Source organism: Streptomyces tendae, assembly GCF_014650435.1.
In the GTDB taxonomy this organism is placed as follows: Bacteria; Actinomycetota; Actinomycetes; order Streptomycetales; family Streptomycetaceae; genus Streptomyces; species Streptomyces tendae.
The window spans coordinates 361315-379899 of the sequence record NZ_BMUY01000010.1 but is presented as its reverse complement, the minus strand read 5'-3'; the positions used below and the strand labels follow the sequence as shown (position 1 = coordinate 379899).

At 71.5% G+C, this 18585-nt stretch carries 16 protein-coding genes; 7 read left to right on the top strand and 9 right to left on the bottom strand.

The window, feature by feature from the left end; translation table 11 throughout:
• Positions 1 to 54: 54 nt before the first annotated feature.
• The 6 genes from IE258_RS26865 to IE258_RS26840 all read right to left on the bottom strand — a co-directional run bounded on the left by IE258_RS26865 (position 55) and on the right by IE258_RS26840 (position 4172).
• Entirely contained in the window at positions 55 to 1470 is a 1416-nt protein-coding gene (locus IE258_RS26865) for a nucleobase:cation symporter-2 family protein (RefSeq protein WP_189747541.1), read from the bottom strand.
• 64 nt (positions 1471 to 1534) lie between these two features.
• Entirely contained in the window at positions 1535 to 2470 is a 936-nt protein-coding gene (gene pucL / locus IE258_RS26860; protein WP_159329268.1) for a factor-independent urate hydroxylase, read from the bottom strand.
• Between the two features lie 7 nt (positions 2471 to 2477).
• Complete coding sequence (gene uraH / locus IE258_RS26855) at positions 2478 to 2879, bottom strand: hydroxyisourate hydrolase (RefSeq protein ID WP_125628173.1); 402 nt, start codon at positions 2877 to 2879, stop codon at positions 2478 to 2480.
• Positions 2876 to 3391 (bottom strand): 2-oxo-4-hydroxy-4-carboxy-5-ureidoimidazoline decarboxylase, encoded by a 516-nt coding sequence (gene uraD / locus IE258_RS26850; RefSeq protein ID WP_164270569.1) that lies wholly within the window; start codon positions 3389 to 3391, stop codon positions 2876 to 2878. The genes uraH and uraD overlap by 4 nt, the downstream gene beginning before the upstream one ends.
• A gap of 149 nt (positions 3392 to 3540) precedes the next feature.
• Entirely contained in the window at positions 3541 to 3909 is a 369-nt protein-coding gene (locus tag IE258_RS26845) for a helix-turn-helix domain-containing protein (RefSeq protein ID WP_003972719.1), read from the bottom strand.
• Positions 3906 to 4172, bottom strand: a complete 267-nt coding sequence (locus IE258_RS26840) for a YkoF family thiamine-binding protein (RefSeq protein ID WP_189747539.1) — start codon at positions 4170 to 4172, stop codon at positions 3906 to 3908. Before IE258_RS26840 ends, IE258_RS26845 begins: the two co-directional genes overlap by 4 nt.
• A 142-nt stretch (positions 4173 to 4314) precedes the next feature.
• Here IE258_RS26840 and IE258_RS26835 point away from each other — a divergent pair, with 142 nt between their 5' ends.
• The 5 genes from IE258_RS26835 (at position 4315) to IE258_RS26815 (ending at position 9237) form a co-directional block, all read left to right on the top strand.
• Positions 4315 to 5172 carry a TIM barrel protein gene (locus IE258_RS26835; protein ID WP_189747537.1) on the top strand — a complete coding sequence of 286 codons (858 nt, stop codon included), beginning with the start codon at positions 4315 to 4317 and terminating at the stop codon, positions 5170 to 5172.
• Between the two features lie 47 nt (positions 5173 to 5219).
• Entirely contained in the window at positions 5220 to 6110 is an 891-nt protein-coding gene (locus IE258_RS26830) for a 2-hydroxy-3-oxopropionate reductase (protein WP_159329271.1), read from the top strand.
• A 199-nt stretch (positions 6111 to 6309) separates the two neighbouring features.
• Entirely contained in the window at positions 6310 to 7773 is a 1464-nt protein-coding gene (locus IE258_RS26825; RefSeq protein WP_189747535.1) for a catalase, read from the top strand.
• A 473-nt stretch (positions 7774 to 8246) separates the two neighbouring features.
• Positions 8247 to 8507: a hypothetical protein gene (locus tag IE258_RS26820; RefSeq protein ID WP_189747533.1), complete on the top strand. Its 261-nt coding sequence runs from the start codon at positions 8247 to 8249 to the stop codon at positions 8505 to 8507.
• A 67-nt stretch (positions 8508 to 8574) separates the two neighbouring features.
• Complete coding sequence (locus IE258_RS26815; RefSeq protein WP_189747531.1) at positions 8575 to 9237, top strand: TIGR04222 domain-containing membrane protein; 663 nt, start codon at positions 8575 to 8577, stop codon at positions 9235 to 9237.
• 77 nt (positions 9238 to 9314) lie between these two features.
• Here the strand turns inward: IE258_RS26815 and gcl are convergent, their stop codons facing one another.
• Positions 9315 to 11099 (bottom strand): glyoxylate carboligase, encoded by a 1785-nt coding sequence (gcl, locus tag IE258_RS26810; RefSeq protein ID WP_189747529.1) that lies wholly within the window; start codon positions 11097 to 11099, stop codon positions 9315 to 9317.
• 147 nt (positions 11100 to 11246) lie between these two features.
• Here gcl and IE258_RS26805 point away from each other — a divergent pair, with 147 nt between their 5' ends.
• Positions 11247 to 11933 carry a hypothetical protein gene (locus IE258_RS26805; RefSeq protein ID WP_189747527.1) on the top strand — a complete coding sequence of 229 codons (687 nt, stop codon included), beginning with the start codon at positions 11247 to 11249 and terminating at the stop codon, positions 11931 to 11933.
• Between the two features lie 15 nt (positions 11934 to 11948).
• On the opposite strand, the gene IE258_RS26800 is transcribed toward IE258_RS26805, so the two are convergent.
• Entirely contained in the window at positions 11949 to 14162 is a 2214-nt protein-coding gene (locus tag IE258_RS26800) for a trypsin-like serine protease (RefSeq protein ID WP_189747525.1), read from the bottom strand.
• A 47-nt stretch (positions 14163 to 14209) separates the two neighbouring features.
• On the bottom strand, positions 14210 to 14752 hold the full coding sequence (locus tag IE258_RS26795) for a hypothetical protein (RefSeq protein WP_229892441.1): 543 nt from the start codon (positions 14750 to 14752) through the stop codon (positions 14210 to 14212).
• Positions 14753 to 15155: 403 nt separating this feature from the next.
• On the opposite strand from IE258_RS26795, the gene IE258_RS26790 reads away from it, so the two are divergent.
• Positions 15156 to 18515 (top strand): ALF repeat-containing protein, encoded by a 3360-nt coding sequence (locus IE258_RS26790; protein WP_189747522.1) that lies wholly within the window; start codon positions 15156 to 15158, stop codon positions 18513 to 18515.
• Positions 18516 to 18585 lie beyond the last annotated feature (70 nt).

The following is an 18585-nucleotide window of genomic DNA, read 5'->3' as shown; positions in this document are numbered from 1 at the left end:
GGTGGGGCCCGTGGGCGGGGAGTCGAGTACCCACGGGGAGGGCACGGCAGGACCCTAGGAGGATTTGAGTGCCGGAACCGGGTGGCGGCTCCGGGTGCCGAGGTGGTGGAAGAACAGGTTGAGGGCGACCGCGACGATCGCTCCGGCGCTGATGCCGGAGCCCAGCACGGTCTGTGCCCAGGCGGGGAACTCGGCGTAGAAGGTCGGCGCGGCGAGCGGGATGATGCCCGCGCCGAGCGCCACGGCGACCAGGATGATGTTGGAGCTGTCGTCGAGTCCGGCCTCGGACAGCGTACGGATGCCGCTGACCGCGATGGAGCCGAAGAGGACGATGCCCGCGCCGCCGAGCACCGGCATCGGCACCAGCGAGACGACCGCGCCGAGGACCGGGAAGGCACCGAGGACGAGCAGGGTGGCGCCGGCGACGGCGACGACGTAGCGGCTGCGCACCCGGGTGAGGGAGACGACGCCGACGTTCTGGGCGAACGCGGAGGTGGGGAAGCCGCCGAAGACGGGACCGACCAGGGTGGCGAGGCCGTCGGTGCGCAGGCCGCGGGTGATGACCTTGGCGTCGGCGCGGCGGTCGCAGATCTCGCCGAGGGCGAGCATGCCGGCGGACGACTCCGTCATCAGGACCAGCATGACGATGCACAGCGAGAGGATGGCCGCGGGCTGGAACTCGGGGGCGCCGAAGGCGAAGGGCGTGGGCAGCGCGGCGACCGGCGCGGAGTCGAGGGCGCTGAAGTCGGCCATGCCGAAGGGGATGGCGACCAGGGTGCCGACCAACAGGCCGAGGAGCAGGGCGACCTGCTTGACGAAGCCCTTGCCGAAGCGCTGGACGACGAGGATGACCGCGAGGGTGAAGGCGGCGAGCGCGAGGTTGCGCGTCGAGCCGAAGTCGGCGGCGGTCTTGTCGCCGCCCTGGGCCCAGCCGACCGGGACCGGCATCAGCGTGACGCCGATGAGGGTGATGACGACGCCCGTGACCAGCGGCGGGAAGAAGCGCAGCAGGCGGCCGAAGAACGGGCCCACGGCGAGGCAGAAGACCCCGGCGACCATCACCGCCCCGTAGACGGCGGGGAGTTGGCTGCCCTTCGCGTTGGTCTCGACGATGGCGAGGATGGGTGCGATACCGGCCGAGGAGGCGGCGTTGACGAAGGGCAGGCGGTTGCCGACGAAGCCCTTGACGCCGAGGGTCTGGAGCAGGGTGGCGACGCCCGCGATGAGCAGCGAGGCCGCGATCAGCCGGGTGCGGCCCTCGATGTCGAGTCCGCAGGCCTGGCCGATGATGAGCGGAGGAGTGACAACGCCCGCGTACATGGCGGCGATGTGCTGGAGTGCGGCGGGGACGAGCCGCGAGGGGTGGAGCTTCTCGTCGACCGGGTGCACGGACGTGACGGCGTCCTCGGTGTGCTTCGGTGACGGGGTGGAACTTGAGCCTTTCGCCGGCTCCGTTGCAGGCTGTGCCATGGTGTTCCCTCCGGTGTGACGCGCCGCCGGCCCGAGCGGCCGGGCCGGTGGCGCGCGTCCCGCGTCAGAGGTTGGTCATGTCGACCGGGATGAGTTGCTCGGCGCCGTCGCGCAGGATGGTGGCCTCGATCAGGCCGTAGGGGCGGTCGGCGGCGTAGTACACGGCGCCGTCCTTGGCCTCGTTGTCGATCCCGAAGGGCGACAGGTCCGAGCGGAAGTGGTGCTTGTTGGGCATGGAGAAGCGGATCTCGTCGACCTCGTCGCGCGAGTTGAGCACCCGCACACCCATCTCGAAGAGGGTCTGCTGGAGCGAGTACGAGTAGGTCTCGGCGAAAGCCTGGAGCGCGTGCTTGCGCACCCCGTTGTACGAGCGGTCCCAGTCGGGGGCGTGCGAGTCGACGCCGTCCCAGTTGTGCCGCCACCAGGTGGAGACGGTGGTGGCGAGGATCCGGTCGTAGTCCTCCTTGAGGGTCGTGTACTTGTCCTTCAGGTAGCCGAAGAACTCGGAGTTGGTCGAGTTCAGGACGGTGAGGTCCTTGAAGCCGGAGAGGACCTGGATGCCGTGGCCGTCGTAGGTGATCTGCGCGACGCGGGTCTCCTGGCCGGTGCGGACGAAGGAGTGGGCGATCTCCTCCGCGCCGACGAAGCGGGCGCCGCCCTTCGACGTCTCGATCCGCTCCCAGCCGTACTCCTCGATGCGGATGCGGGCCCGGTGGATCGGCTCGTTGTTGTCGACGAAGTGGCGGGCGAGCTTGACGCCGAGGTCCTCGGCGCTCTCGATGCCGTGCTCCTTGGCGAAGGCGAACACCGTGTTCTTGGTGGTGTCGGTCGGCAGGACGTTGGCGTTGGAACCGCTGCGGTGGACCTCCTCCATGTCGCCGGACAGGGCGACGGAGACGTTCAGGTCCTTGATGTGGTGCGTGTCGCCGTCACGCGTGATCTTGACGACGCGGTTCTCTGCCTTGCCGTACTGGTTCTGTCCCAGGACGAAACGGGTCATGATTCGGTCAGCTCCCTCGGTAAACGGAGTAGCCGAACGGGTTGAGCAGCAGCGGAACGTGGTAGTGCTCGCCGGGCACCACCGCGAAGGTGATGGTGACCTCGGGGAAGAACACGGGCCGGCCGTTCTCGCTGTCCCGGAGCGCGGGGGCGTCCTGCTGGGCCGCGGCTTGTTTCTTGGCGAAGTACGTCTCGGTGTCGAAGTCGAGCCGTACGTGGGTGGTGCCCTCCGGCAGGGCCGGGAGGTCCTTGCACCGGCCGTCGGCGTCGGTCGCGGAGCCGCCGAGTGCCTGCCAGTCCGCGCCGCTGCCCGAGCGGGCGGCGAGTTGGACGGCGACACCCTCGGCGGGGCGGCCGACGCTGGTGTCCAGGATGTGCGTGGACACGGAGGCGGTGGTGCTGGTGCTCATGGTCGGGCGTCCTGTTCGACGAGTCGGGTCAGGCGGATGCGGTTGATCTTCCCCAGTTCGGTGCGGACGATCTCCCGTTCCTGCTCGGGCGAGTTCCCGATCCGCTCCTTGACCGCGTCCCGCATCTGCTCGCCGGTCCGGCCGGTGGCGCAGATGAGGAAGACGTGGCCGAACTTCTCCTGGTAGGCCAGGTTCAGTTCGAGCATCTCCGCCTTGAGTTCCTCGGCGGCGCCGGCCATGCCCGCCTGTTCGCGGGACGAGGTCGGATCGCCCGGCTTGGGGCGGCCGATCGGCGGGTGCCCGGCCATCGCCTCGGCGAGGTCCTCGGCGGTCAGCTCGGCCATGGCGGCGTCGCTGGCGGCGTACAGGTCCTCGGCGGTGGCGAAGGGGCGGGCGGCGAGCAGGTGCCGGGCCCACGCCGTGGCGGCGCACGCCTCGTGGAGTTCCGCGAGTGCCGCGGTCTCCTCGAGGGTGTTGAAACGGGCCAGGCCCGACGCGGAAGTGGACGTCACGGGAGCCTCCGTGGCCTTGTGCTGAGCGGGCGTGCCGATAGCTAACGCCCTCGGAAACAAGCCGTCAACACTTTGTTGAAAATTCGGCGTCAGAAAAGCCGCCGCCCGGTGACCGGACGGCGGCCGGTGGTGCGGAGGAACCGTGCAGGTCAGGTGCCCTTCTCGCGGTTGAGGTAGTTGTACACGGTGAAACGGCTGACGCCGAGGGCGCTCGCGACGGTCTCCACTCCGTGCCGTACGGCGAAGGCGCCGCGGGCCTCCAGGGCCCGTACGACCTCCTGCTTGGTCCTGCGGTCCAGGTCGGCCAGGGGCCTGCCCTGCCGGCGCTCCATGGCGGCCAGGATGTGGTCGAGGGAGTCGGCTAGCTGGGGCAGGCGTACGGCGACGACGTCGGCACCCTCCCAGGAGAGCACGACGTCCTCCAGGCCGGCCTCGTCCGGCGGCAGCATCTCGCCGCCCATGGCGTCGACCAGAGGCTTGACGGCCGCGATGAACGGCTCCTCGGCGGGGCCGGTCACCGCTCGCCCTCCCCGGCGGCGGACTCGTCGACCACGTTGACCTGGAGCGAGATCCGGGTGGCGCCCGCTTCCAGGGAGCGGCGCAGCAGCGCGTCCACGGCGGTGAGCACCTGGTCGGCGCCGCCTTCGGCGGTGTTGCCGAAGGGGCCGACGTCGACCGCGTCCAGCTCGGCGGCCTCGACGACCTCCCGGGCCACCACCGCGTGGGCGGGCGCCTCGTCGAGGTCGAAGGGTTCGGTCGTGAACTCCACTCTCAATCGCACGCGGTCAACCTAACGCGGGGTGACCGCTTTGCGCCGCCCCCTCTTGACAACAGTCGCGCTCCCCGGGCAACCTTCCATCAAGCAGAAACGAACTTCCGTAATACGGAAACACACCCTCAAGCGGAAGGGAGCGCGGCACCCTATGCCAGGTTTTGAGTGGAGCACCGCCGCAGACCAGCGCTTCAACGTCAACCTGTCGATCCTCTTCACGGAACTCCCGCTCCTGGAGCGCCCCGCGGCCGCCGCCGCGGCCGGCTTCACCGCGGTCGAGCTGTGGTGGCCCTGGATCGACTCGCCCACCCCCGAGCAGTCCGAGCTCGACGCCCTCAAGGCGGCCATCGAGGACGCCGGCGTCCAGCTCACCGGCCTGAACTTCTACGCCGGGCAGCTGCCCGGACCCGACCGGGGCGCGCTGTCGATCCTCGGTGAGGAGTCGGACCGCTTCCGCGCCAACATCGACGTGGCCGCCGACTTCGCCCGGTCACTGGGCTGCACGGCGCTCAACGCGCTGTACGGCAACCGCGTCGAGGGCGTGGACCCGGCCGAGCAGGACCGGCTCGCGCTGGAGAACCTGGTCCTCGCCGCCCGCGCGGCCGACCGGATCGGCGCGATCCTGCTGATCGAGGCACTCAACAAGCCCGAGTCGCCGCTCTACCCGCTGGTGTCGGCACCGGCCGCGATCGGGGTCGTGGACAAGGTCAACGAGGCCACCGGTCTCGGCAACGCCAAGTTCCTCATGGACCTCTACCACCTGTCCATGAACGGCGAGGACCTGCCGCAGGTGATCGACGCCTACGCCGCGAAGACCGGCCACGTCCAGATCGCCGACAACCCCGGCCGCGGCGCCCCCGGTACGGGCTCCCTCCCGCTGGAGGACCTGCTCGACCGCCTCGGGAAGGCCGGGTACGACGGCTGGGTCGGCCTGGAGTACAAGCCCGGCGACGCGCCCAGCGCCCAGTCCTTCTCCTGGCTGCCGGCCGAGGCCCGCGCGGCCCGCTGAGCGCCACCCGCACAATTCTTCAGAGATTTTCCAGAGAGGTACCCATCATGAGCACGCTCCCCAAGGTCGCCTGGGTCGGTCTCGGCATCATGGGCTCTCCCATGTCCGAGAACCTGATCAAGGCGGGTTACCAGGTCACCGGCTTCACGCTGGAGCAGGAGAAGCTGGACCGCCTGTCCGCCGCGGGCGGCACCGCGGCCGGCTCGATCGCCGAGGCCGTGCGCGACGCCGACGTGATCGTCACCATGGTGCCCGCGTCGCCGCAGGTCGAGGCCATCGCCTACGGCCCCGACGGCATCCTGGAGAACGCGAAGTCCGGCGCGCTCCTGGTCGACATGTCCTCGATCACCCCGCAGACCTCCGTCGACCTCGCGAAGGCCGCCAAGGACAAGGGCGTCCGCGTCCTGGACGCCCCCGTCTCGGGCGGCGAGGCCGGCGCGATCGAGGCCGTGCTGTCCATCATGGTCGGCGGTGAGCAGGCCGACTTCGACGAGGCCAAGCCGCTCCTGGAGGCGCTCGGCAAGACCATCGTGCTGTGCGGCCCGCACGGCTCGGGTCAGACCGTGAAGGCCGCCAACCAGCTGATCGTCGCCGTGAACATCCAGGCGTGCGCCGAGGCCGTGGTCTTCCTGGAGAAGTCCGGCGTGGACCTGAAGGCCGCCCTGGACGTCCTCAACGGCGGTCTGGCCGGCTCGACCGTGCTGACGCGGAAGAAGGACAACTTCCTGGGCCGCGACTTCAAGCCGGGCTTCCGCATCGACCTGCACCACAAGGACATGGGCATCGTCACCGACGCCGCCCGCAACGTCGGTGCCGCCCTGCCGGTGGGCGCCGTGGTGGCCCAGCTGGTCGCGTCGCTGCGCGCCCAGGGCGACGGCGGCCTGGACCACTCCGCCCTGCTGCGGGCCGTGGAGCGCCTCTCCGGCGCCCAGGTCTGACGCACCCTCCCCGAGACCTCCGGGTGGCGCCGCCGCTGACACCTGTCCTGTCGCGCCCGAGCGGCGGCGCCGCCCGGAACCCACTTCAACAAACTGTTGACGTGCCACTCTCCCAAATCTAGGCTCCACAAAGCGGAAAACAGTTTCCATCCAGCTGCTTCCGCTGAACCCTCGTCTGCAAGGCCACGGAAGGTCCACGATGTCGCAGCGCGTGCTCACCACCGAGTCCGGCGCCCCGGTCGCCGACAACCAGAACTCCGCTTCCGCCGGCATCGGCGGTCCCCTCCTGATCCAGGACCAGCACCTCATCGAGAAGCTCGCCCGCTTCAACCGCGAGCGCATCCCGGAGCGCGTGGTGCACGCCCGCGGCTCCGGCGCCTACGGCCACTTCGAGGTGACCGACGACGTCAGCGGCTTCACGCACGCCGACTTCCTGAGCACGGTCGGCCGGCGCACCGAGGTCTTCCTGCGCTTCTCCACCGTGGCCGACTCCCTCGGCGGCGCGGACGCGGTCCGCGACCCGCGCGGCTTCGCGGTGAAGTTCTACACCGAGGAGGGCAACTACGACCTCGTCGGCAACAACACCCCGGTGTTCTTCATCAAGGACCCGATCAAGTTCCCCGACTTCATCCACTCGCAGAAGCGCGACCCGTTCACGGGCCGTCAGGAGCCGGACAACGTCTTCGACTTCTGGGCGCACTCCCCCGAGGCCACGCACCAGGTGACCTGGCTGATGGGCGACCGCGGCATCCCGGCGTCGTACCGCCACATGGACGGCTTCGGCTCGCACACCTACCAGTGGACGAACGCCAAGGGCGAGTCCTTCTTCGTCAAGTACCACTTCAAGACGGACCAGGGCATCCGCTGCCTGACCGCCGACGAGGCCGCGAAGCTCGCGGGCGAGGACCCGACCTCGCACCAGACGGACCTGGTGCAGGCGATCGAGCGGGGCGTGTACCCGTCCTGGACGCTGCACGTGCAGCTGATGCCGGTGGCCGAGGCGGCGAACTACCGCTTCAACCCGTTCGACGTGACCAAGGTGTGGCCGCACGCCGACTACCCGCTCAAGCGTGTCGGCCGGCTGGTCCTCGACCGCAACCCGGACAACGTCTTCGCGGAGGTCGAGCAGGCCGCGTTCTCCCCGAACAACTTCGTGCCCGGCATCGGCCCCTCCCCCGACAAGATGCTCCAGGGCCGGCTGTTCGCCTACGCGGACGCGCACCGCTACCGCCTGGGCGTCAACCACACCCAGCTCGCGGTGAACGCCCCGAAGGCCGTGCCCGGCGGCGCCGCCAACTACGGCCGCGACGGCCTGATGGCGTCCAACGCGCAGGACCGGTACGCCAAGAACTACGAGCCGAACTCCTACGACGGCCCGGCCGAGACCGGCCGCCCGCTGGCCGCGCCGCTCCCCGTGTCCGGCCACACCGGCACCCACGAGGCGCCGCTGCACACCAAGGACGACCCTTTCGTGCAGGCCGGTGCGCTGTACCGGCTGATGAGCGAGGACGAGAAGCAGCGCCTGGTCGCGAACCTCGCCGGCGGTCTGTCCCAGGTCTCGCGCAACGACGTCGTGGAGAAGAACCTCGCGCACTTCCACGCGGCCGACCCCGAGTACGGCAAGCGCGTGGAGGAGGCGGTCCGCGCCCTGCGCGAGGACTGATCCACCGGCTCGCGCACGGAACCCGGCGGGGAGGCCGGGGCCGTGTGCGCGGCCCGCGCAGGCACCGAAGCGGCCCGGATGAGGGGTGACCGCCAGGTGCCGGCGCGGGCAGGGCGAGGACCGCGGCGGCCAGCGAGCCAGTGCGGTGGTGAAGGGCACGGACGCTTCTCCTACGACCTGAGGGGAGGAGCCGTTCCGGCCCGTCGCACCGCCGCGGTCCCAGCCACACACCTCTCTTCCCGAGAGGCCCCGCAAGCCCCGTCCGGCGGCGCGAACGACCTGTCGCGCCCAGCCTCGCGCCGCCGGACGGACACCACGTGAAGAAACCTTCGGCGACAACCCTCACCAAGAACCTTCACCGGCTGAGTGGCGCCGGATGCGGACGGTCCCGCATCCGGCGCCTCTCGGCGTTCACCGGGTGCTCCTACGTGCTCCGGCGTGCGGATCGCCCGCCCGCGCAGCAGCCTGGAGACATGGCAACGGCACACCCACCCGAGCACCCGCACATCGTCGTCCACTCCCCCGCCCTGGACGGCTCGCGCCGGGTCACCTCCGGCGAGGAGACCCTGGGCGTCGCCTCGCACATCGACGACGTCGCCGAACTGCTGCGGCTGGCCGACCTCTACGTGACCGACGTGGAGGACAGCGACCTGGTCGAGTGGCAGGGCGGCGGCCCGGAGGACTGGCCTGGGCTGCACGAACACCACGAGCACCAGGAGCACCACGGTGGCTGAGCGGGCGTAGGAGTCCCCCGCAGCGGGCACAACCCCGGCACAACACGGGGCGCACGGGGGTGGGGTCGTGGACGGTGTCACGGAGATCGGGTGGGAGCCGCACCAGATCGCGCTGCTGGGCGGCGGGCCGCCGGCGGCCGTCACGGTGGCGTTGGTCGCCCTGCACCTGCTGGGGGCCGTCGAGACCGGACCGCGCAGGACGCTGTGCGCGGCGGGTCCCGAGCCGGAGGGCCTGGGGCCGTTCGAGGGGACGGTCCTGGACTGTCTGCACGAGCCGCTCACCGCTCGTGAGCTGGTCCGCCACCCGGACGTGCGCCTCGCCGTGGCCCTGACGCGCATCCCGCTCGCCGAGGACGGGTTGCTCGGCCACCCCTGGCTCAGGCCGACCCGCGGTGCCCGTCGGCGCGTGGAGTTCTGGCGGGAGCGGCACCCGCTGCCGGCGGTCAGGCACGGCCTGACGGACGACGACACGCTGCTCGCGGTCGCCCTGCACGGCGATGCCGCCCTGCGCCTGCTGCTGCCGCGCTTCGCGCTGCGGACCGGGCTGACGGCCCCGGGCACCCCGGCCGACGGCGTGCGCTTCTCCCTGGGCCGGGGCAGGTTCCTGAGGTGGCGCGACGAGTACGAGGACTCGGTCTCGGGCGACTGGGGCGGCGGCACGGGCCACCACGGGGACCATACGGGCGGCTGCGGCTCCGGGGGCGGTGGCGGCGGTGGCGGCTCGGACTGAGGGGCCGCACACACGTGAGAACGGCCCGTCCCCCGAGGAGAGGGACGGGCCGTTCTCGGCTCTCGGCGCCGGGTCCGTCAGACCTTCAGCGTCCTGACCGCGGTCGGGGCGTGCCCCGGCTCCGTGGCCACCTCCTCGAACTCCACCACGTTGGAGATGTCGTTCGTGCCGGACATGGAGATGTTGGTGACGCGCTCCAGGATCGCCTCGACGACGACCGGCACCCGGTGCTCGGCGGCCAGCTTCTTGGCCTGCTCCAGGGCCGCGCCCAGCTCGTTCGGGTCGGTCACCCGGATCGCCTTGCAGCCCAGGCCCTCGGCGACCTTGACGTGGTCGACGCCGTAGACGCCCAGCTCGGGCGAGTTGATGTTCTCGAACTCCAGGTTGACCTGGAAGTCGATGTCGAACGCCCGCTGCGCCTGGCGGATCAGGCCCAGGTAGGAGTTGTTGACCAGGACGTGCACGTACGGGATCTGGTGCTGCGCGCCGACGGCCAGTTCCTCCAGCATGAACTGGAAGTCGTAGTCGCCGGAGAGCGCCACGACCTGGGCGTCCGGGTCGGCCTTGGCGACGCCGAGGGCGGCCGGGACGGTCCAGCCGAGCGGGCCGGCCTGGCCGCAGTTGATCCAGTGCCGCGGGCGGTAGACGTGCAGCATCTGGGCGCCGGCGATCTGCGAGAGGCCGATGGTGGAGACGTACCGGGTCTCCGGCCCGAAGGCCTTGTTCATCTCCTCGTAGACGCGCTGCGGCTTGATCGGGATGTCGTCGAAGTGCGTACGGCGCTGGAGGGTGGCCTTGCGCTCCTGCGCGGAGGCGGCCCACGCGGAGCGGTCGGGCAGCTGGCCGGCCGCCTTCAGTTCGCGCGCGACCTCGACGAACAGCTCCAGTGCGGCCTTGGCGTCGGAGGCGATGCCGTAGTCCGGGGCGAAGATCTTGCCGATCTGGGTGGGCTCGACGTCGACGTGGACGAACTTGCGCCCCGCGGTGTAGACGTCCAGCTTGCCGGTGTGGCGGTTGGCCCAGCGGTTTCCGATGCCGAGGACGAAGTCCGACTCGAGGAAGGTCGCGTTGCCGTAGCGGTGCGAGGTCTGCAGGCCGACCATGCCGGCGTTCAGCTCGTGGTCGTCGGGCAGCAGGCCCCAGCCCATCAGGGTCGGCACGACCGGGGTGCCGGTCAGCTCGGCGAACTCCACGAGCAGGTCGGCCGCGTCGGCGTTGATGACACCGCCGCCGGCCACGATCAGCGGGCGCTCGGACGCGTTGAGCAGGCCGATCGCCTTCTCGATCTGGGCGCGGGTGGCGGTGGGCCGGTAGACCGGGAGCGGCTCGTAGGTCTCCGGGTCGAACTCGATCTCGGTCGTCTGGACGTCGATCGGCAGGTCGATCAGGACCGGTCCTGGGCGGCCGGAGCGCATCAGGTGGAACGCCTGCTGGAAGACACCGGGGACCTGCGCGGCCTCCAGGACGGTGACCGCCATCTTCGTCACCGGCTTGGCGATGGAGGCGATGTCGACGGCCTGGAAGTCCTCCTTGTGGATCACCGCGGTCGGCGCCTGGCCGGTGATGCACAGGATCGGGATCGAGTCGCCGATCGCCGAGTAGAGGCCCGTGATCATGTCGGTGCCGGCCGGTCCCGAGGTGCCGATGCAGACGCCGATGTTGCCGGGGTGGGTGCGGGTGTAGCCCTCGGCCATGTGCGAGGCACCCTCGACGTGACGGGCGAGGGTGTGCTGGACGCCGCCGGACGCCTTGAGCGCCGCGTAGAAGGGGTTGATCGCCGCACCGGGCACACCGAACGCGTCGGTGACGCCCTCGCGCTTGAGGATCTCAACTGCCGCTCGGGCAGCGGTCATACGAGCCATCGAGTACTCCTGATCCGGCTGTCGGATTCGCACTCCCGTCGCGCCCCGCGGTGAGCTTCTTCCGTAGCAACTTCCGTATAGCGAAATTTGTTTTCTACGATCTGGAAGTAATGTAAGTGGGCGGCCGGGGGCCGTCAAGAGAGGACGATGGGGGTCATGTCCGAGACCATCTCGGTGTGCTGCTCCGCCTGCGGGCGCCGGCACCGCTACACGGCACCGTCGTACCCCTGCGCCTGCGGGGCGCCCGTCGCCCCGGAGCTGGACCCGCGCGGAGCCGCGACCGAGGTCACCCACCGGGCGTGGGACGAGGAGTGGATCGGGCTGCGCTGTGCGGCGTGCGGGGCCGAGAGCCGGTGGCCGCGGCCCGAGCTGGGCTGCCCCTGCGGGACGGTGCTGTGCGTGCCGGTTCACCCCGCCGCGACCGGCCGGTCCGGGCGCACCCCGGGATCACGGGTTCCGGCGCACCGGGCCGTTCCGATCCGCACCGCGCGGGACGCGGTCACCGCGGCCGTCCTCTATCTGCGCGGCCTGGGCCACCGGGACGTGCGCCGCGCCGACCAGCGTCCGCTGTCCGGCATCGGTCTGGCCGCGCCCGGCATCGTCGTCCAGGTGGATCCGACGGTGGGCCCGGCCTCGGTGCGGGACGTGGAGTGCCTGTGGCTGACGGCCATGGCGGAGTCGGCGCGGGGCGTGTACTTCTCGCTCGCCGGGTACGCCGAGGACGCCCGGGTCCGCGGCGACCTGCTGGACGTCGCGCTGTTCGTACTCGATCCGTCGGGCGTGCCGCACCCCGCGAACGCGCCGGCCGTGGCGCTGGACGCCACGGCCGGCTGAGGACTGACGCGGTGTCTACCGCGCCGCGTGTCCGAAGGTGGTGCCGGCGGCGGGCAGGCCGCCCTGTCCCGGCTGGTAGGCGGTGACCGCGGCGTTGGGCTCGCCGAGGGTCACGTTGGACATCGGCAGGGCGTAGAGCGCGCCCGTGGCCGTCGGGCCGTAGGGCATGCCCACGTAGAGGTGGGTGCCGGTGAAGTGGATGCTGGAGCCGAGGCGCTGGTTCGCGCCCGGCGCGCCGGGGACGCCGTCGCCGTCGCCGGACTCGATCCACTTGTCGTTGGCCCCGGGCGCACCAAGCATCGAGAAGACGTGCACGGCGCCGGAGGAGGCCGCCGAGCCGATCGCCTCGTCCGGGATGCCGACGGCCATCTTCAGGGTCGCCTCGGTGCTCACCGCACGCGGCGCGGTGTTGATCGCCGTCAGGGTGGAGCCGAAGTGGTCACCGGCCTCGGAGGTGCCGGAGACGTCGTCGTCACCGGTGCCGGAGGAGTATCCGTCGAGCTGGGTGTAGGCGCCCGAGGCGGTGACCCGGAAGGTGATCACGCTGCCCGTCTCGGCCTTGCTGACGCCGTTCACGTTCAGGGCCTCGCCCGGTGCACCGACCGCGAGGATCGACCCGTCGGCACGCGCCGCGCCCGACGCGCGGTACGGGGCGAGAGCCAGGGCGGCGCCGAAGCGGTCGCCGGCCTCGGCACCGCCGGAGACGGTGTCCAGGTCCTGATCGAGACCGAACAGCGGGGTGGGCCGCTTCTCGCTGTTCAGCGTGTGCGAGAAGACCACCAGGTTGCCGGCGGCCGCGTCGGTGCCGATGGCCTCGTTGGGCGCGCCGATGGCGAGGTGGTTGGCGTCGGCGGCCAGCACGGCGCCGAAGCCGTCGTTCGCCTCCACCGCGCCGGGGACGTCCAGCTTGTCCTGGTGCACGGAGACGTTGGTGCCGCCGCTCACGTAGAACGCCTCGCCGGCCCCGGCCGCGCCGCTCAGGCCCTCACCGGGCACGCCGATGACGACGAAGGGTTCGCCGGCGGCGGTGGTGCCCGCGACCATCGCCTGCCCCATCAGGTCTCCGCTCTCCGGTGTGGAGGCGCTGATGGAGCCGTTGCCCGTGGCCTGCTGGAAGTGGACGTCCTTGGTGGCACCGGTACCGATGCCGCCGGGGGCGCCGAGCAGGACGTCGGCCATGCCCGCGTCCACGGCGTCGCCCAGGTTCTCGCCCGGGGTGCCGACCGCCAGGTCGGTGCAGCCGTCCTCGTCGTAGTCGACGGTGTCGACGGCCTGGCCGAAGAGGTCGTTGGCCTCGGCACCGCCCGGGACCCAGTCGAGGTCCTGGTCGATCTGCGCCGTGCCCTTGCCGCCGCCGTAGACGACGCGGACCAGGCCCGCCTTGGCGTCGCCGCCGACGGTCGCCTCGGGGTCGGCCACGGCGATGTCCTCGACGCCGTCGCAGTTGAAGTCGGTGATGCGGTTGGCGCCGACCTTGGACGCCACCCAGGAGCCCAGGTCGTCGACGCGGGTGACCACGCCGCCGGTACGGGTCTCGGCGGCGTCGATGCCGAAGCAACCGCCCTGGTGGGAGCGGCTGCTCAGGGCGGCCAGCTGCTTGGTGCCGTTCACGGTGCGCACCAGCGGACCGCCGGTGTCGCCCATGCACGCCGCCGCGCCGTCCTGGCCCGTCACCGTCGCGGTGGTGGCGTCGGAGGCGTCCACCGAGAAGACCCCGGTGTGCAGGTTCAGCGGCGCCCACTCGGTCTTGCTGCGGCCGTAGCCGGCCAGCGTCAGCTGCTCGCCCGTGGTGGGCGCGGCACCGGCCAGGGCGAGGGGCGTGACGTTCGCGACCGGGCGGTTCAGCCGGGCCAGGACCAGGTCGCGGTCGGTGCGGGGCACCAGCTCGACGACCGTACGGACGGCGCCGCCGGTGCCGGTGAGGTCGGCGCGGCCGATGGTCGCGGTGGTCGTGCGGGCCGGCTTGCCCGCGGGCACCGCGAGGCTCTCGGCGGGGTTGTCGGCGAAGCAACTGGCCGCGGTGAGCAGCCATTCGGTGTCGACCAGGACGCCGGAGCAGCCGCGGTCGTGGTCGCCGACGACGATCTGCGCCGTGTAGGCGTGCGTGGTGTCGGAGGCGTCGGAGGCGGGCCCCGTGACGGCGGAGGCGGGCACGGCGGTCAGGACGAGCGTTCCCGCGGTCAGGGCTGCGGCCAGTGCGGCGAGGCGCACGGGTCTGGTGTGTCGCATGCTTGGGTTCCTTGCTGGGAGGTCCGGCTGAGGCGGTCGTCTGGGCGCTACTTGGAGGTCCTGATCTCCACGAGCAGGTGCTCACGGTTCTGCTCGTCGGCGCTCTCGCCCACCGGTGTCCAGGTGTTCTTCTCCAGGTCGAAGGACTTCTCCTCGTCCCCCACGGTCATGTCCACCTGCGTCTCGTACTCGTTGCCCCGCATCGAGTACACCGCGGGGATCTCCAGGGTCAGCCAGCCCGAGTCGCCCACCGACTTGAAGCAGACCTTGTCCGCGGTCCGCCGCGCCCGCACCTCGATGAACCCCGTCCCGCTGGCGCAGTCCACCAGCGTGATGTGACCGTCGCCCCGCTTGAGCAGGATGTTCTGTTCCGCCTCGATCTTGTCCGCCTGCGGGTAGTCGAAGTCCTCCACCGCGTACCCCGGCGCCTCGTCGGCGACGGACACCGACGGGCCGCCGGCCGGCTGCTGGGGCACGGAGGCGAGCACGCCCCACGCCAGCGCCCCCGCGGCGGCGGCCGCGATCAGGGTGCGCGCGATGAGCCGCTTCCTTTTTCGTGAATTCGCCGCGACAACGACGTTTTCTCTCATGCCGATCCTTAATCAATTCAGGTACAGCCGGGCGTCCGCACCCGGCCGAAATTGCGGGACGGAAATCGCGCGGTACGTGACTGCCGGAATAACCATTCCTGAACCCCCGGTGCCGTCGCAGTGACCATGTCACGTCACGCGGTGACCACTGTCCACCGAGTTAACTACCTCAAACGGGACGTCACTTGAGGAGGTCGGGTGACGTCTCTCACGTTTTGCAAAGGTTGTGCGACTCGACGTGAAGAACCTGTGCAGATCAATGGAGTCACCGAACGGGCATTCCTGACGCTTCCTCACATCCCCTTATTCGCAATTGATTTCCCCAACGAAGAGCGCTCAAATAGGCACGGCCCATCGCGTGCATTCGTTGCCGCCCACCCACGAAGACGAGGACAACTCACCCATGCAGACGATGTTCTGGAGCCGCAGACGCCTGCTCGGCGCGGTCGCGGCCGCCACCGCAGTGGCGGCCACCCCCTTCTCCCTGGCCCGGCCCGCCCGCGCGGCCGACGGGGAGGATCCCGCGGACGGCTCGCTCGTGCTGCCGGACACCGACCGGGCGAAGGTGGTCAAGGCCTGGTCCACGGGCGGCCGCGCCACCAAGGCCGCCGCCGCCTACGCGCTCTACGGCACCGACGCCGACGTCCGGACGTTCCTCACCGAAACGCTCCCGACGGTCGTCGCGGAGGACAACCGCGTCGCCGTCTCGCGGCTCATCTTCCGGGCCGGCAAGGGCACCCGGCGCGAGGCGTCCGCCGCCCTGGACAACGGCGACGCCGCCGTCGCGGCCTTCCTGGGCGAGGGGTACAAGCCCGCCCTGCTGGAGGACCTGGCCGTGGCCACCTCGATCGTGTCGAGCACCGGCGGCAAGGGGGTCAGACGCGAGGCATCCGCCGCCCTAGACACCAACACCCAGCAGGCCCTCGAGGACTTCCTCGTCGAAGGGCAGTACACGGGGGCCCTGGAGGACGCCCAGGTGCAGGTGGCCGCCATGATGGTCGGCGCGGGGCCGGAGGTGAAGAAGTACGCGGACCGCGCGCTGAGCGGCACCGCGTCGGACGTCCAGTGGTTCCTCGACACCGGCCAGCACATAGCCAGGGCCCGGGACCAGGAGTCGGCGACCATCGCCGAACTGGTGGCCGTGGTCGAGCGGGAGGGCAAGCAGGCCCAGGCCGAGACCGACCTGGCGGTCGAGGCTTCGGAGCGGGCCCAGACCGCCGCCCAGAAGGCCAAGGAGGCCGCGGAGAAGGCCGCGGCGGAGGCCGCCGCCGCCAAGGACGACGTGCGCAGGTCGGCGGCGGCCGCCCGGAAGGCGGCGAGTGCCGCCAAGGGCGCCGCGAACGCCGCCCGTGACGCCATCAGCGCCTCCAACGCGGCCGTGGTCGCCTCCCGTCGCGCCTCGTGGGCGGCCGCGGCCGCCTCCCAGGCCGCCGCGACGGCCGGCAACGCCGCCTCCCGCGCGTACAGCGCCGCCATCGCCGCGTCCAAGGACGCCAACAAGACCCAGCAGGCCAAGGACGCCGCCTTCGCCGCACGCGACGCCGCCGCCAAGGCCCAGACCGCGGCCAGGGCGGCCGACTACGCGGCCTCCGCGTCCGCGGCGGCCTACAACGCCGGCAACTCGGCCGCCTCCGCCGCCCGCAACTCGGCGGCCGCCGCCACCGCCGCCGCGCAGGCCGCCGCGGCCGCCGGCGCCTCCCAGGCCGAGGCCAACGAGGCCAAGCGGCAGGCGGCCATCGCCACCACCGCCGCCAACCGCGCCACCAACGCCGCCTCCACTGCGCAGGCGCTCGCGAACACCGCCGCCTCCGCGGCGCGCAAGGCCCGTGACGCCGCCAACTCGGCCGCCGAGCACGCCCTGAAGGCCGCCGACGCGGCCGACGAGGCCGTCAAGTACGCCGGCCAGGCGATCGACTACGCCAACAAGTCCACCGCGCACGCGGAGGAGGCCGTCAAGGCCGCCAACAACGCCACCACGGCCGTGGAGGAGGCCATGGCGACCGAGCAGGCGGCGCGCGAGGCCGAGTTGGCCCGGCTGGAGCAGGACATGCTCCAGGGCATGGACGAGGCCCGGCTGCTGGCCGAGATCGAGGCGCAGGAGCAGGCCGAGTACGACGACAAGCGCACCCAGGACGAGCAGACCGCGGCGGCACTCAAGGAGACGATCGCCGCCGCGGAGAAGGCCCTGTTCGAGACCGGGGACCTGGCGCTCGCCGCCACCCTGGGCCGCCGGGCCGCGACCGGCCTGCTGGAGGCGAAGGGCGCGTGGACGCGGCAGGCCGCCCAGTACGCGCTGGCCGGCACCGACGACGACCTGTACTCGTGGATCGACCTGGACCGTGCCCTCGCCCAGGGCCAGGACGACCGGGAGACCGTCCTGTACCTCGCCGAGATCTCCAGCCCCGCCGTCGCGGAGGCCGCGCAGGCGGCCCTGGAGAGCGAGAGCGCCACCGCGGTGGGCGACTTCCTGACCTCGGGGGTGATCCGGGCGTCGAAGGACGACAGCCTGGTGCAGATCTCCCGCATCCTCAACGACAACCCCGGCAAGGCGGTCATCAAGGCGGCCAACGACGCCCTGGACGCCGGGACGCCCGAGGCGATCTCGGACTTCTTCGACCGCACCTATCCGGAGGCGGTGCGCGAGGACGACGCGGTGGCGACCTCCACGGCCCTCGCCAACGGGGGCGAGTACGTCAAGTCGTACGCCCAGGTGGCGCTGGAGGGCCCCACCTGGATGCGCCGCAACTTCGTCCAGGTCGTGCAGCACACGGCGGCGCAGCTCGACCACGACTCCGCCACCCACGTCGCCGCGATCCGCGGGGCCATCGCCGCCGCCGCCAAGATCGCCCACCAGGCCCAGGAGGACGCCGCGCTGGCGTCGAAGGCGGCCGCGGAGGCCCGCAACGCCGCCGACAAGGCGAAGGAGTGGGCCGACAAGGCCATCGCCTCGGCGAAGCAGGCGGACAGCTACGCCGACCAGGCCAGGGACAACGCCGACGCCGCCGACAAGTCCGCCGCCGACGCGAAGACCTCGGCGAGCGCGGCCAAGGCGGCCGCCGCCACCGCGCGCAGCGCGTCCCGCTCGGCCAACTACTCGGCCAACAAGGCCGTCGACTCCGCCCGTTCGGCACTCCAGTCCTCCTACAGCGCGCAGGCGTCGGCCGCCAGCGCCCGCCAGTCGGAGCTGGAGGCCGGCCGCGACGCCAAGGCCGCCGCCGCCGCGTCCAGCCAGGCGCGCGCCATCGTCGCCCAGAAGCGGGCCGCCGAGCAGCGCGAGGAGGCCCGCCGGGCCAAGGAGAGGGCGCAGCAGCAGCGCCAGGAGGGCCGCGACCCGGCGGACAACGAGACCAACGACGAGGTTCACCCGAACGGCACCGGTTCCGGGAAGGAGGACTGGTGGTCGGACGCGAGCTGGTGGGCGGACGCCGCGAACACGGTCAGCATCGCCACCGGGTTCATCGCGGCCGGGCTGGGCCTGGCCAGTCTGGTCTTCCCGCCGCTGGCCGCGGGTGCCGCGTTCTTCGGCTACGTGTCCCTCGGCGCCGGCGCGCTGGGCTCGCTGTTCACCGGCCTCGAACACGGCTTCACCAGCGGTGAGTTCGTCAAGTCCATCGGCGGCACCGCCTTGAACCTGGCCACCTTCGGCCGGGGCAAGCTCGTCGTCTCGGCCGGTAAGAAGGTCGCACCGGTCGTGCACAAGGTCGCCGAGGAGGGCAAGGAGCTGGTGTCCTCGATCACCAGCGGACTGTCCAACTTCTTCTGACCGGCGGCGGGCCGGGCGCACCGGCCGCCACCGGACAGCTCGTCACACCCGAAAGGACAGTCCTACGATG